Genomic DNA, 15238 nt, shown 5'->3' with positions numbered 1-15238 from the left:
GAGGCTCACTTTGAAATACCGTTTTCACGGCCAACTACTGGCCACCGTGTTTATCGCTCTTACTTCTCTCGCACAAGCGGCCCCGGAACTCTTTTTCAGTGCAGCCCCCGACTGGGTTGAAGTGTTACCGCCAGTGGTCTCCAAACGCCCGGCGCAGGGGAGCGTGCGCGTGCATCTGTTGAATTCTCAGATACGCCACTGGGGTAAAGAGCAGCAATACTATTTCCAAGTAATTATGGAGCCGCTGAACCAGCAGGGCGTCAATGAAATTGCCGAGCTGAATTTTAGCTTTTATCCAGCCTTCCAAAAGCTGCTGGTGCACGACATCAGCATCCAGCGTGACGGTGAGCGCCTGAATCGTTTAAAAGAGGATGCTTTCAAGCTTTTTCAATCCGAACAAGAGTTATCCAGCAAACTCTATTCCGAGCAGTGGAATGCACTTTATATCCTCGAGGATATCCGCCCAGGCGATATCATCCGTTACACCTACACCATCGATGGCAGCAATCCAATCTTTGCGCGCAACGATTTTGGCCGTCTCTATCTCTCTTGGCCTCAGGCGGTAGACCGCCGCCTTGTAAAAGTAATTAGTGACAAAAAGCTCAACTACCGATTTAACCACCATGCCGTTCCCGTCAGCGAAACCCGCCACCAGGGCAACTTTGCCTACACACTCGACCTGAGGGATGTGGCGGGAGTGCTGGCAGAGAGTGAATACCCCTACTGGCACGATCCCCTGAATTACTTCCAATACTCTGGCTACGATACTTGGGCAGAGGTCAATAAATGGGCCCTGGAGCTCTATCAGGTCGATCGATCGCTGCCCGCGGCGCTGGAAAAAACACTGGATAGCTGGCGGGCACAACTGGGGCTCGAGGGCGCCGTCAGTAAGGCGATCGAATATGTACAGGAAGATATCCGCTACTTTGGCATTGAGCTGGGTATCAACTCGCATCAGCCTAGAACTCCACAGGAAACCCTCCAGAAACGCTACGGAGACTGTAAGGACAAAGCCCTGCTGCTCACTAGCATGTTGGCTCATCTCGGGGTTGAGTCCTACCCTGCCCTGGTATCCTCTTCTCGCGGGCGGGACATCGGCCGGGATATTCCCTCCCCCGAGACTTTTAACCATGTGATCAATTTGATCATATTAAATGACCGCGAATACTGGGTGGACGCCACCGCGTCCGGTCAGGGTATCGACATCGAACATAAGGGGTTTTTCGACTACGAACTGGCACTGCCTATCGCAGAACATACCCAGAGCCTCAAAGCCATGGAGCCCAGTTCAGAGAGAGTCGCCAGCCTCAGCGCCCGTATCGAGGAACAGTTTGAGATCGATGCCGCAGAGAACAGCGCGCACCTGCACGTGCGCTCACACTTTACGCACCTAAAGGCTGAGCAGGTGCGCCAGTTTTTCCTCTCCGCAGATTCCGAGCAGATCAAAAGTAGCTATACCAATTTTATTGCCGGCTACTATCCAGGAGTAAACGCCAATCCAGAAATCCTTTACAAGGACAGCCTGCAGGAGAACCAGCTGGAAGTGTCCGAACACTACCAAATCAGTGAATTTGCCCAGCTGCATTCCGCGCGCAAGATATTCTCTCTATACGGCTCCGCCATCGTGCCCTACTTGTCAAAACCCCAGCGGCCTATTCGCAAGACCCCATTGGCCCTGGCACACCCTGTCGATGTCCTGCAGAGTGCGACAGTACGTATTCGCGGCGAATTACTTTGGCAGGAAGAGCTGGACACCATCAGTATCGACAACCCCTGGTTCACCTTTACCCGCAGGGCAAAGCGGCTGAAGAATGGGCTAGAGGTCAAGTACGCCTTTAAATCGAAAACCGATCATGTCGAGCAACAGGATGTGCCCCAATATTTGGTGCAGTTCAAGCAGCTCGACACAGCACTACAATATAAGTTTTGGGCCAAGAGTGAAGCCTCCCTCGAGCGCAGCAACAGCCAGGAAATGAAAAACCTGATTAAATCTCTGATCAGGAAATAAGACATGAAAAAACTGCTGCTGATACCGATCGCCCTACTGTTCTCTGCCTGCACCTCGCAAACTGTGATTGAAACATCAACAGATCCGCTGTCGACTTTAACCGCACAGGTAGCGCAAATACCGAACTCCGTCCTCTATGACACTTATTGGCGCCATTACCTGGAATCGCCTCAATCCTTGAAAACTCTCGAGGCACAGCAGCGCTACCAGGGAGAAATGGCAGCCATCGAGTCCGGGCAGAAAACCTGTACCGAAGTAAATTGGCAGGAAATTACTCAGCTCAACAGTATCTCGTTACTACCACACTTGAGTGCCACCGAGTGCTATGAGTCCACCGGAAATAATACGCAGGCCAATTATCACCAAAATATTTTCAACTTTATCGCCACCGGTGTACTGTCCACCCGCAGGGGCGACGCCTTTTACAGTGCCTATGAAATCGCCAGCTGGGGCGATGCCGAGGACCTACTCGGCTTGTCAGGCTATGAAGTCATCGATAGCTATTTTGAATTTGCTGCGAGCCGCAACGGTTTATATAAAATTTACAATGTGCGCGATCCAGAGAATAGCAAGGTCAGAAAAATATATTTTGACAATACCCGTTTCCTGCACCGCCTACTTGAGATTAAGTACCCCTTTGCAGGTCTCTCTGACGCGCTTTATAAAAAAATTATCCAGCCAATGGCAGAAACTGATTACGCCGCACGCCATGCCATCGGTCAAGTTCAAGAGGCCGAAGGGCAATTCCTACAGGCGGAGCAGTCTTACCTAGAAGCGATCGGCATGGGCTCCATTAGTGCGAGTATCAGTCTTGGCAATCTGTGCCTTGCTGGTAAAAGCACAAAGTTTACTCTGAATGAATGCGCCCAGCTGTTTGTTGCCGCCGCAGACCAAGGTCTGCAAGAGGCCAAAGTCATACTGGCCTATATCACTCAAATCGGCCTCGGCATTGAAACCGATACGCCGCTAGCAAAACAATTACTGGCAAGTGCCGCGCAAGCTATGGATAGCGGTGAGGCCGAGTACATCATGGCCCTGCTACTGTCATCTTCTCAATACAGCGAGTCCAGGGAGGAGCAGGTACAACATTACCTCCAAGCCTCGGCAAACCATGACTATGCCCCGGCACTGTTTGAACTGGCTGGCTTCCACCTACAGGGCCCGTCCGCACAACAAGACGCTTTTAAAAGGCTACTCCGCCGAGCGGCAGAACAGAATTTTCCTCCAGCACAATTTTACTATGGTAAATATCTGCTTGAGGTCGCCGATGAAAATCTGAGCGAGGAGGGCATGTATTATCTGCAGCAGGCCGCCGAGGCCGGTTTCCCTATGGCCTTGCATCTGAGAGGAAAAATTGCTGAAAACGGTCTTTATCAACAAAGACAAGATTCCCAATCTGCCCTTAGGGATTTTGAGGCGGCTGCACTGCGCTGGCACCTGCCGGCACAATTTCGCATGGGCACTCTAAATGCCACCGGAAAAATACTACCGACCAATCACGAGCTTGCCTATGGCTGGTATGCCCTCTGCGCTAAGGTCAACCACCTCGACTGTATCACCAGTCTGGGCTACGCCTCTGCTAAGGGCGCGGGCGTTGAGCAGGATTACCAGCGAGCACTCAAAATATACCAATATGCTGCACAACAGGGGTCAGCCAGAGCCAGTTTTAACCTGGGGTTACTCTATCAACATGGTCTGGGAGTAGAACGGAATCTGCAACAGGCAATAGGTTACTTGAAGCAGGCCGCAGAAGCCGGATCGGTGGACGCTATGAATGCCCTCGGGTTGTTATTTCTTAGCTTAGGTGAAGAGACCGGTGAGCAAAACTATACTGACGCATTGACTTGGTTTAAACACGCCTCAAAACGCAATTCCATGTATGGCCTCTTCAACCAGGGTCGCATGTATGAGCAGGGGCTGGGCGTAAGCAAGGATCAGGAGCTGGCCCTTGAACTGTATAAAAGTGCCTCTGAACTGGGCCATACCGGCGCCTCTTTAAAACTGGCCAGGGCCTACAGTTCCGGTGACCTTACCAATTACAATCTGAAAAAGGCCCTACATTTCTTGAAATTGGCCTCCGAGCAAAGCGGAAATAGCACCATAAAGCGCACCTTACAAAGGTGTCAGGAGTCACAATCTTGCAACGAGTGGGAAATAGGGGAACTGGTGAGCCTCTTATCAAAAACTGAATAACCCTTCAGTATTTGCCAATACAGCGGTCAATGGTCAGATTGGTCGCTTTGCCCCCACTTATGCACATTACTGACACACCAGTGAAATAGCGGATATTTTTTATCCGCCAATGTAAGTTTTTCGTGCAAAAAATACATGTTTTGACAGGTAATTAAGAAATTTATTTCCCCTATCATTTTGTTTTTTTCTCTATGAATACTAAATATCCATCAGCCCCTAAAACCCAAATTAAAATCCGAATATCCACCCAATTTCACAGAATAAGAAAATCACCCCTCTATAATCCTGCGAAAAATTACAAGTAGATTTCGAGAGCAATATGAACGAATCGATAAAACTATTTTCAGCGATCAGCCTAACGGCCTTCCTGACGGCCTGCGGCGGTGGCTCTGGTGGCGATGGTGACGGAAACCCTGAAACTGAAGTAGATAGCAGTGGCGGTGGCAGCAGCCAGGGGATAAGCATTAGCGGCGGCGAAGGCCGCGTTGTAGAAGACAGCACAGCCTCTGCGAGTGGCAAACTGGTTGACGCCGCCAACCCCTCTCAGACCTTCGAAAATACCAGCTTTCAAGGCCGCTACGGCTCATTGACTGTCTCTAAAGATGGCAACTGGAGCTATACGCTGGATAGCGACCTGGCCAATCCGCTGGATCTCGATGAGCAGACAAGCGATGTCTTTACCCTCGGCGTTGGTAGCGGCAGTGACACCACCAAAATTAGTATTCAGATAACCGGCGCTGACGATCCCTATTCCTTCACCCCAAGCGTCCCCCTCTCTACATTGGTGCTGAATAACAAAGAGCGCGCCTCCGGCCAATTAAAAATTGAGGATGTCGACGGTAATACTCCCCTCTTCAGGGCAGACACCATTAATGGTCAGTACGGTAAATTTACCATTCAAAACGATGGAACCTGGGCATACTCACTCGATAGCAACGCTGGGGTATTAAAAGCAGGGGAAACCAGTAAGGATACCATCAAGTTCCTGCTGACCGATGGCAGTGAGCAATCGGTGACTTTTTCAATTGCCACCACAGATCCCACTGAAAGCAGTATCGTTTTTATATTTATGAACTTCTCCGACGCAATCGCCACCAGAGAAGCGGGCGTTAGCGATATCGCAGATATGGTCTTCAATGATGTCGACTCCCTCGATAATGCCTACCTGGAAAACTCCCAGGGGCAACTCAAGTTTCTAAGACATAGAATCGACAGTAAAGACCTCCCCCACTACTGCTACGGTCAGCAGGGCGTGGAAGAAAGCTCCATTGACTGTATCACTTACAGTATTCCAGACCCGCAAAATGGGGGGATTTTAAGTGTTGCAAGTGCCCAAGCACGCCAAGGCCAGGGTGGAGAATACACCGATGGCGGCTTCTCCTGGAGAGACGATGCCCACCAGTGGGCCCGTGACACGATGGTTGATGATAACGGCCAGCCCTTGAATCTCAGTGACTGGCGCCATCAGGTCTATATCTACCCCTCAGAAGCCGAGGATGCCGGCCTGATCGGCACCGGTATTGCCTCTGTAGGCGGTAAGTGGAGTGTGGTTGCCGCACGCACCGATCAATTAGTGATGGGGCACGAGCTGGGTCACAATATTGGCCTAGGCCACGCGGGGTGGGACGAAGATAACGACGGCAGGGCTGAAAGTGAATACGGTACCGCCGGCTCCCTAATGGGCAACCGCTCAAAATCTCGCCTGTTTGGCAGTGCCCACAGGGAAGTTATGGGCTGGTACAAGTTATCTCCTGATTACAGTACTACCGTCAACCAGGTTACTGGCAGTATTCAGGATATAGAAATCCAAGCCATTGAGCTGACCGCTGGCGAACTCTCTGGGACTCTCCCCCAACAGCTCAAAGTGCAAAGTAACGGCAGCAAAAATGGTCGGAGCCACTACTATGTTAACTACCATGTTGGCCACAACATCCTGAATCCAAACTCTCACTATGCAAATTCAGTGACCATTCACTATTTAAATGATATAGATTCAAATCATGTGGCCGTACTGGAGAGTCCAGGTGATTTCTTTGAAGATAACAGTGCTGGCATTACCATTACTTACAAATCTAACAGTGACGCCGATCAATCTGCAGTAATAACAGTCCAATATGATAATTGAGGACTGCAATAATAATCTGGGAACCACCACCGTCGCCAATCATTAAATTTAGAAGGTACACTTTATGTATAAAATTATAGTATTCGTACTCAGTATTACTTTTAGCCTTTTCTGTCAGGCAGAGGAAGTCGTCACCGGAACCTTAGAGGAAGTCATCTCTGAAGACTTTAAAACCGGCAAGGTCGAACGTCGTTTCAGCCTCAAGGATGAAACCAGCGGAACTTACTACTTTATTGATGCCGAAGAGGTTAAACGCAAAGGCATGAAATCCGGTGATCGGGTAAGAATTCGTGGCGAGCGCGGTGATAAACGAATGCTGCACCTGAAAGAAAGCAAGAAACTGGAAAAAGTCGAAGACGAATAATCTTACGAAGAGCCGGACAACAACAGTTTCCGGCTTCTCTCTCCATTTAACTTTTCTTCAAAACAAGCAACTCAAGATTGCTGCAGTGTAAGCAGCTGATCCCTATGTAATTTAAAGTTTAAAGCACAGCGCCGGTTAAACTCTCGGATATCTTCAATTTTATATTTGTGTGCCAGATCACTGCCTGGACGCAGCTGTTCACGATTTGGATAAAGCCCCTTTCCCGCCAAAAGGCAGTTCCAAGAAGTATCGGGAAAATAAGTATCCAGCTTTTGTTCCAATAATTCATCGGTAATATTCTTACCAGCCATCCAGGACATTAGTATCGAACGTAGAGAGGGCGATATCTTTTCATTGGTCGTATTGGCGATCCAGTAATCCGTGTCCGTTCGCGAACTAATGCGATAATGACCCACAATGTAGTCGCGCACGGCATCGAAGCGGGCGCTAACACGGTGATTAAAATCATCCCTGAACTGATCGGTGTAATGACCGTTATTATAGGCCTCAATAAAGCGCACCACAGTTTCCTGTACCATGTCCAAGGCAGTGGCCTCTAGAGGCTCAATAAACCCCTGGGAGAGACCCACTGCTAGGCAATTTTTTACCCAGTGCTGGGCAACCCGCCCCACCTTAAATTTTAACCGACGCGCCTCGACATCACTATCGAGCAGGCCTAAATGCGTACGAAACTCAGTTTCGGCCTTGTCATCATCGATAAAGCTGGAGCTGTACACATAACCGTTACCATTGCGGTGAGTCAGGGGAATTTTCCAGACCCATCCATATTTCATCGCCGCAGAAATCGTATGTGCGGCATAGTCTTTTTCCTGATCCGTAGCGAATACAACTGCAGAATCGTTAAATAGGCTCTCTGCACTACTAATAAAGGGAACGTTCAGGGACTGCTGGATCAGGCTTCCCCGGAAACCGGAGCTATCAACATAGAGATCGGCTTTGAGCACCTCGCCATCCGTAGTTTTCAAGTGATCGATATTACCTTGGGTATCGAGCATAGCACCGGCAACCGTTGCCGCCTTGTAGTTAACACCCTTTCCTTCGGCAACACGACGTAAAAACTGGCCTAGCAAACCGGAGTCAAAATGGTAACCATAGGCAATATCAAAGGGAAAGTTCTCCGGTGCTACTGGAGATAATTTTTGCCGGATCATTTCCGTTGCCAGGAAGAAATGATCCGGATGCCCCTCAAGGTCGATACCTTTTCTGCGCAGAAAGCTGTTATGAAAAAATGCCGGAATATTAAACTGATCTGGCTGACCCACAAACGGATGCACATACTCAGAAAAACCTGGCTTAATGGACCAGTCTTTAAAAGTAATACCTACTTTATAGGTAGCATTACAGTGCGGCATCCACTCCGCCTCGCTCACGCCGATAGTTTCCATAAAACCCTTCAGCGATGGTGTTGACCCTTCACCAACACCAATAATGCCGATATCCGGTGATTCCACCAGGGTAATCTCAAACCCTTTATCCCGCCAATGGGTCGCCATCAGATTAGCGGTTATCCAACCAGCGGTCCCCCCGCCAAGAATAATAACTTTTGTATTTTGGCTGTTCATAACGTTTCTCAAATTATTATCGTCGCGCTTAACCTTGGGGCACGTCACGATTTTTAATCGAAAAAAAACCGCCCGACGAGCATGGCTCGGCGGGCGGTTTTTTATCAACAATCCGGTTTATACAAGATTAGTCAAAGTACTTAGTAGCTATAATTCATACCCAGATAGAACTGACGTCCAAACTCGGTGTATTCACCCAAGACGCCATCAACGCCGTAGGACTTAACATCCGCTTCATCCGTTAAGTTATTGGCTGAGAAAACTACATCGATACCATTATCGAAGGCATAGGACACCTGAGCATCCACAGTCGTGTACTCCCGGGCAGGAACCACAGTAGAACTGCCGGGGATAGACATTACCTGAGTAAATTCATCCCTATAACGCACATTCACATGGCTGCTGAAACTACCGATATCCCAAAATACCGTAGTACTCCAAACGTTTTTCGACAGCCCTGGTAAAGGCATATTTTCGCCAGAGAGACTGCCTCCAGTAACTTCCGTTTCACTCTCGGTATAAGAATAACTAGCGGTCATGCCAAGCCCAGAATAAATACCCGGTAGCTCATTGAAGGTTTTAGTACCCGCCAGCTCGATACCACGAATATAACCGCCTTTATCGTTATTAACGAAGGTTTTAAATGCAGCCGCTTCACGCCCTTCAGGCACTATGATCCCCAAGGAGTTGAATAGTGCATCTCGCTCCTCTTGGGTATCGAGATAAATAAACTGCTCTTCAACCAAGGTTTCGATGTCTTTCCAGAAAATTGCGGCCGTTACAGCACCACCATCTTCGAAATAGTGCTCATAAGCCAGATCAAACTGGTTCGCACGGAAAGGGTCTAGGTAAGGGGAGCCTTTAGTCCATACGTTGTAGTCATTTTGGCCATCAGAATTCCACGAACCAGCACCGCCTTTCAGCTGCCCTACCGGTGGACGTCCCATAACTTTGGCCGCTGCGAAACGGACATAGTCCTGTTCAGTAAGCTCAAAGTTTAAATTCAATGAAGGTAAAGTATCGGTATATTCGGGGCCATATTCGACATCATCATAGTCGTTACTGGTTACACCCAGATCATCAGTAATCTCTATACCTTTACCAGCACCGACATTCTGGATACCACGGGATTTCACATCGGTATCAACAACACGTACACCAAAATTACCCGTGACCGGTATGCTACCCAATTGAGTATCGATGTTTGCCATTAGGTAATATGCGAAAACTTCCTCGGTGACCGCACCGGACTCAATATATGTCCAGTCTTTACCATCACTAAACATCTTAACACCGCCGTAATTACCGGTGCCGAAAATGCTGGAGGCCAAGCCATCCATGTTAGTTACAACAAAATGGTCTGGAGCTCCATCGACAGATGCCACTTTAACGAAGCCATCAAGTGGCTGGGGCATACATTCGACGTCAGATATATTATCTGCACAGTATCCGTTGTACTGACCATCACGACTGCCATAGAGGAAGGTGCTACGATCTGAATCGAAAGTACGCTCCGAGAGTCGAACACCGGCTTCTAAAGAGGCGATAGCCCCCCATTGCAGATCAAACTGGTAGTCCAGCTTAAAAGCCTCTACCTCATCGGTGTACTGATGAGGATACTCTTCGTAACGGGAAAGGCGCATGGTGTCCAGGTTGGTAAAATCCACTCCCATAAACGCCGAAGTGGGGATTCCTTCCCCATCCATCTTAAAAGTAAAACCCTGGTTCGCGGCTTCCTGCCAAGTTTCCAGGTCACCCTCCTCGTTGTAACCTAAATCATAGGCATGCATGGACACAATCTGGTCCTTGCGGGTTTTGGTGCCTTCGCTGTAAGAGTAATCAAAAACCAGCGTGTGACGATCAGCAATATTCCACTCCAGATTCAAACCGATACTATCGCTATCGGCCTGAGTAGACTGATCCTCGGAACGCGCCTCAAACCAGGGACCACTGATGGTATCAGTAACATTGAGACTTGCTTCTGTCACAGCGCCACCGGAAATTACCGCTCCAGTACCAATATAACCCCCATACTGATCCAAATTCCCAACCGTAATACCATGACGGGTATCGATACGCTCGAACTCAGACTTAAAGTAATCAAGCTGAGCTTTAAAGTTATCAGTCGGCTGGAAAACAACACTGGCCAGATAGCCATCGCGAGTATCGGTTCCTGTACCCGCTTGCCACTGAAAAGCGCGGGGAACATTTACATCGCCCTCGCCTTGAAGACCAACATTGTCATAACCCAGCTGCTCGTCAGCCCCAGCACGCGCCTTGGTAAAACTATTCGGCTGCTCAAGGTGTGAGTAACCCAGGGCCACACCAACCTTGTCATCCATAAATTTACCCATATACGACAGGGTTACGCGCTGGCCGAATTCATCGGCACCCACATCATCAGCAGCGTCGTTAAACGACATACGTACATTGGCATTGAAGTTGTGCTCTTTCTCGGCATCCAGTGGGTTGGCCGTTTTCAGCTCAACAGAGCCGGCCACACCACCTTCAATGTGGGAGGCTTTAGGAGACTTGTACACCGCGGCCTGGCTGATCAGCTCGGCCGGGTACTGGTCAAAGGAAATCCAGCGGGTGCTTTCGGTGTAACCACTGGTGGAGGCCTGCTCTCGGCCATTCAGCGTAGTCTGCAGGAAGTCGCCATTCATACCGCGAATATTCAGTTCTGACGACTGGCCGGAAGAGCGCACGGTGGTAACGCCGGGCAGGCGGCCCAGGGCGTCGGCAATAGACTGGTCGGGAAGAGATGACAGCGCACCCGCATCCACCACATCCGCCACAACATCCGCGCTGCGCTTGGCTTCAAGGGAACCCAAGACGCTTGCACGGATACCGGTAACGGTTACTTCTTCCAGTGCTTCCTGCTCCTGTGCGTAAGCCCCAATAGAGGCGGACACAGAGGCCGCAATGGCCGCAGACAGCAAAGTGGGTCTGAGCGCCCCTTTACCTTTATTGGATAGACTCATCATCTTCTCCCTGGACTTATCGTTATGTTGAGACCCTGCATCCTAGGCCGGCCCCCTATCCATAACATCCTCCCCCGCGGGGGGAGGAGGTGGGAGAATCTGTGACTTTAAACACACTAAGGCGCTGCTAGATTACAACCTGCAGCGACAGATATTAATAACCTGACAAACGGACTAACGAGTGGATGCTAGAGACGTGAGAGGACAAGAAAAGATCAACCTTCCAGTTGTACTGCGGCACCGATCAGTGCCTGATAGCCCGCATTTAACGCGTACACCGGTACGGCTTCCATCCACTGATGAACCCGCCCTTTGTTGAGGAAGCGTTGCTCGAACGCGCTCTCGGGCAGCAGTTCGGCAATGCGCGGCAGTATTCCCCCCCCCAGGAAGACACCGCCCTTAGCACCCATATACAGAGCGGCATCTCCTGCGGCGCTACCGAGGAAGCCGAGAAAATCCAGCAGAGTCTCTCTGCAAAAGGGGTCGGAGTTATCCAGGCCACGGGCACTAATATCCGGCGGGGCCAGATCATCGGGTGTTTTACCATTTAACGTACATACGGCGCGGTACAGGTTTACCAGCCCATTGCCGGAGAGAACCCACTCATTAAAAACCGGAGCGCGGCTCTTCATTAAAATCTGTAATAGCTGTAGCTCGCGCTCAGTTGAGACCGTCAAGTTGGCATGCCCCCCCTCTCCCGCGAGGACATGGTAACGACCTTCAGCCTCTGCCAATCCGGCCACACCAAGACCTGTGCCCGGCCCCAGAACTGCCATAGGGGCTCCAGGTAAGCGAGGAGCCTCCCGCAGTACTTGATAGTCGTTGGCAGACAAACGCGGCAGCGATTGAGCCAGTGCGGCAAAATCATTGATCAGCTCCAAGTGGGGAAACTGAAACGCCTCAGCTAAGGTGGCGGCTTCAATATTCCACCCCAGGTTGGTCATATAAACACGGCTACCGGAGGCCGTTTTTTCCAGCGGACCCGCAGCGGCAATACACGCTTTATCGGGCCTGGGCTGATCGAGGCCATCGAGCCAATGCTGTAAAGCAGCGTCAAACCCATCAAAGCGTTTGCAATCCACCACCTTCAGCCCTTCAAGCGCATAACCCTGCCCAACTGGCCTGGCTATCGCAAAGCGGGCGTTTGTGCCGCCGATGTCCGCTACGATACTCGTCATAGTTATCCCTATAAGATCCCCAAAAAAGGCGATATAAGTTAAGGGGTCAGAGGAAATTATGCTAGCCCCAGAACTCCGTCCTGAGGACAGCCTGGCCCATAAAATAACCGGGTGGTCTATCTTTGTATAAAATGGCCACTGCCAGGATAGCCCTCATTTCATTACCCCTGACCAATAGATGACAGCTGGTCACCAGGCTGAGCTCTGTCCCACGTTATTCAGGAAGTCAGCGCGCTTCGGCAACAATTCCCTTTATCGACTGGGCAAATTCTTGCATCTCTTCCCGGCTAAATGTGCTCAGTACCCGCTGCCCCGAGGGCGGCTGAAACTCGAGCCCCACTCCAGGACGCCGCGCTATTTGTGGACGAATGGGGCGAGAACAAAAACCACCACCGCAATTAGGGCAGACATTACTTAAAACTTCCTCAACACAAGTGCGGCAAAAAGTGCACTCATAAGTACAAATCATCGCTTCAACCGAGTGAGATGGGAGATCTTTATCGCAACACTCGCAGTTGGGTCTCAATGCCAACATAGACCATTTTCCTTTCTTTAATCACCTAAAATTCAATACTTAGCCAACGCTAGGGAAGAACACTACCCACCACCTAAAAGTTGAAATACTTGAAGCTGAATAACTCTTAAATATTGCTAAAAAGCCCTTATCGCAGAGCGATAAAAAATCGAAATCAATCGCCCCAAAGAAAAAATAAAATATCGGCCTATAGATTTTACTGTATTCAGTCAATCACTAAACATCTCTGGGGAAGACTTATCATACGCTGCCCTCACACTCTATCACCAGAACCCGAGCCTCACCTCGCGGATGAGCGACATGTTCAGTGCCTTCCGATGCATAAAAAATATCACCAGTATTTAATAGCTGCGATCTCACCTGCCCGTTTACCTTATAAAACATCTCAACACAACCACCAAGTACGGCAAAAACTTCCTGGCCATCATTAATATGCCAAACATAGGGCTTATCGGTCCAATGCAATTTGGTTGTAACACCATCCATATTGGCGATTAATTTTGATTCCCAGGCAACCTTACCGGTAAACTCTTTACTTCTCACAAATTCCATAGCCGTCTCACTGCTTTTTTATGGTACACATAAAATAAAATTCGTTAACGAACAAAATATTCCGCCCCCCAAAAGACAGTTATCAAGATCCCTCTTTTCACTCGCTTCATCAAATTTCTCCTGGCACCCTTTAATATTAATAAAATTTATTGTAAAGGTATTCACAATATCGTGAAACTCAATATTCAGAAGCAATATAAAAATTCGAATCGGCAATCAATCAGTGTTTTCAGAATCTACATTATCTCTGAGCCGATAGGAGTGAACCTATATACACCGAGCCACTCCGTGAGTCTGTTTTAAAGGCTAATAATCTAGCAGCATCTACTAAAAGGAACAGACTTAATTACCTCTGGCGCTTTTCTCCCAGCCCGTTAGAATCGGCTAACGATAATGAGAACCAGGGGAAATCCGTGAGAAAATTATTCCTACCGCTAGCCATCAGCACTGCCCTACTGACCAGCCCAGCGTCTGCGTCCGATCAAGGACCACAGCAACTATTACAGGATACCGAATCCAAGGTCATCGAATGGCGCCGCCACCTGCACCAGAATCCCGAGCTGGGCAATCGCGAATTTGAAACCGCCAAATACATTGAAAAGCACTTGCGCACATTGGGCCTTGAGGTAGAAACCGATATCGCCCATACCGGTCTAGTGGGCTTTTTGAAAGGTGGCAAACCCGGACCAACCGTTGCCTTACGCGCGGATATGGACGCTCTGCCGGTCACCGAAAGAACCGATGTCCCCTTCGCTTCCAAAGCGCGAGCCACTTACCAAAGCAAAGACGTGGGCGTAATGCATGCCTGTGGCCACGATACCCATGTAGCCATGCTGATGGGCACTGCCGAGGTACTCGCCGGCCTGCGCGATGAGTTGGCCGGCAACGTACTGTTTATTTTTCAGCCCGCTGAAGAGGGCGCACCCGATGATGAGGAAGGCGGGGCTGAACTGATGCTCAAAGAGGGCATCTTCAAGAAGTACAAGCCGGACGTGGCCTTTGGTCAGCATGTGACTTCCTCTCTACCCTCCGGTGTCATCGGCTATCGCTCAGGCCCACTCATGGCCGCTGCCGATGAGTTCCGCATTACTATCAACGGCCGCCAGACCCATGGCTCACGCCCCTGGGGCGGCGTTGACCCCATCGTCGCCGCTGCACAGGTGGTCATGGGCACCCAGGCGATTGTCAGCCGCCAGGTCGATATCACCAAAGAGCCAGCGGTAATTTCTTACGGCCGTATCGATGGTGGCGTGCGCAACAATATTATTCCAGACAGCGTTTATCTGAATGGCACTATTCGCAATTTTGATATGGATAATCGCGCTGAGATCTTTAAACGCTTAAAAACCACTGCGGAATTAATTGCCGAAAGTTCTGGGGCTAACGCCGAGGTAGAAATTCTGGAGGGTTACCCTGTAACGATCAATAATGCCGAGCTAACAGAAAAGGCTCTGCCTATTTTAAGGTCTGTAGTGGGTGACAAGCGCGTGGTCGAAGTCCCGAAAATAACCGGAGCCGAGGACTTCTCCTACTATGCGAATGAAGTACCCGGCTTCTTCTACTTCCTTGGCGTAACCCCACAAGGCCAAGATCCAAGCAAAGCGCCAAGCAACCATTCACCGCTGTTTTATGTGGATGAAAGTGCTTTGCGCAAAGGTACTGAGGCTTTGACTGTATTGACTTTGAATTATATGGCCAATTATAAACAACAGTAAT

General features: G+C 49.6%; 9 protein-coding genes and 1 pseudogene. 5 read left to right on the top strand and 5 right to left on the bottom strand.

The features are described 5' to 3' along the window. The first annotated feature begins 10 nt into the window (after positions 1–10). From Q1A69_RS16375 to Q1A69_RS16360, 4 genes are all read left to right on the top strand, one after another. Positions 11–2008 carry a DUF3857 domain-containing protein gene (locus Q1A69_RS16375; RefSeq protein WP_299587722.1) on the top strand — a complete coding sequence of 666 codons (1998 nt, stop codon included), beginning with the start codon at positions 11–13 and terminating at the stop codon, positions 2006–2008. 3 nt (positions 2009–2011) lie between these two features. Continuing rightward, positions 2012–4201 (top strand): hypothetical protein, encoded by a 2190-nt coding sequence (locus tag Q1A69_RS16370; protein ID WP_299587720.1) that lies wholly within the window; start codon positions 2012–2014, stop codon positions 4199–4201. Between the two features lie 319 nt (positions 4202–4520). Further along, complete coding sequence (locus Q1A69_RS16365; RefSeq protein WP_299587718.1) at positions 4521–6326, top strand: VCBS domain-containing protein; 1806 nt, start codon at positions 4521–4523, stop codon at positions 6324–6326. Between the two features lie 64 nt (positions 6327–6390). Further along, entirely contained in the window at positions 6391–6690 is a 300-nt protein-coding gene (locus Q1A69_RS16360) for a hypothetical protein (protein ID WP_299587715.1), read from the top strand. Positions 6691–6761: 71 nt separating this feature from the next. On the opposite strand, the gene Q1A69_RS16355 is transcribed toward Q1A69_RS16360, so the two are convergent. The 5 genes and pseudogenes from Q1A69_RS16355 to Q1A69_RS16335 form a co-directional block, all read right to left on the bottom strand. Beyond that, on the bottom strand, positions 6762–8273 hold the full coding sequence (locus Q1A69_RS16355) for a tryptophan halogenase family protein (RefSeq protein ID WP_299587711.1): 1512 nt from the start codon (positions 8271–8273) through the stop codon (positions 6762–6764). Positions 8274–8413: 140 nt separating this feature from the next. Next, positions 8414–11257, bottom strand: coding sequence for a TonB-dependent receptor (locus Q1A69_RS16350; RefSeq protein ID WP_299587708.1), 2844 nt, complete (start codon positions 11255–11257; stop codon positions 8414–8416). A 215-nt stretch (positions 11258–11472) separates the two neighbouring features. Further along, positions 11473–12435, bottom strand: a complete 963-nt coding sequence (gene glk / locus Q1A69_RS16345; RefSeq protein WP_299587705.1) for a glucokinase — start codon at positions 12433–12435, stop codon at positions 11473–11475. Between the two features lie 376 nt (positions 12436–12811). After that, positions 12812–12970: pseudogene (locus Q1A69_RS16340) on the bottom strand (DUF1272 domain-containing protein); the annotation flags it as partial. A gap of 240 nt (positions 12971–13210) precedes the next feature. Next, positions 13211–13522, bottom strand: a complete 312-nt coding sequence (locus tag Q1A69_RS16335) for a cupin (RefSeq protein WP_299587702.1) — start codon at positions 13520–13522, stop codon at positions 13211–13213. Positions 13523–13935: 413 nt separating this feature from the next. On the opposite strand from Q1A69_RS16335, the gene Q1A69_RS16330 reads away from it, so the two are divergent. Beyond that, entirely contained in the window at positions 13936–15237 is a 1302-nt protein-coding gene (locus tag Q1A69_RS16330) for an amidohydrolase (protein ID WP_299587699.1), read from the top strand. The last annotated feature ends 1 nt before the right edge of the window (position 15238 follow it).

The organism is uncultured Microbulbifer sp. (genome assembly GCF_947498635.1).
Lineage (GTDB): Bacteria > Pseudomonadota > Gammaproteobacteria > Pseudomonadales > Cellvibrionaceae > Microbulbifer > Microbulbifer echini.
This window is presented reverse-complemented; position numbering and strand designations above follow the sequence as displayed.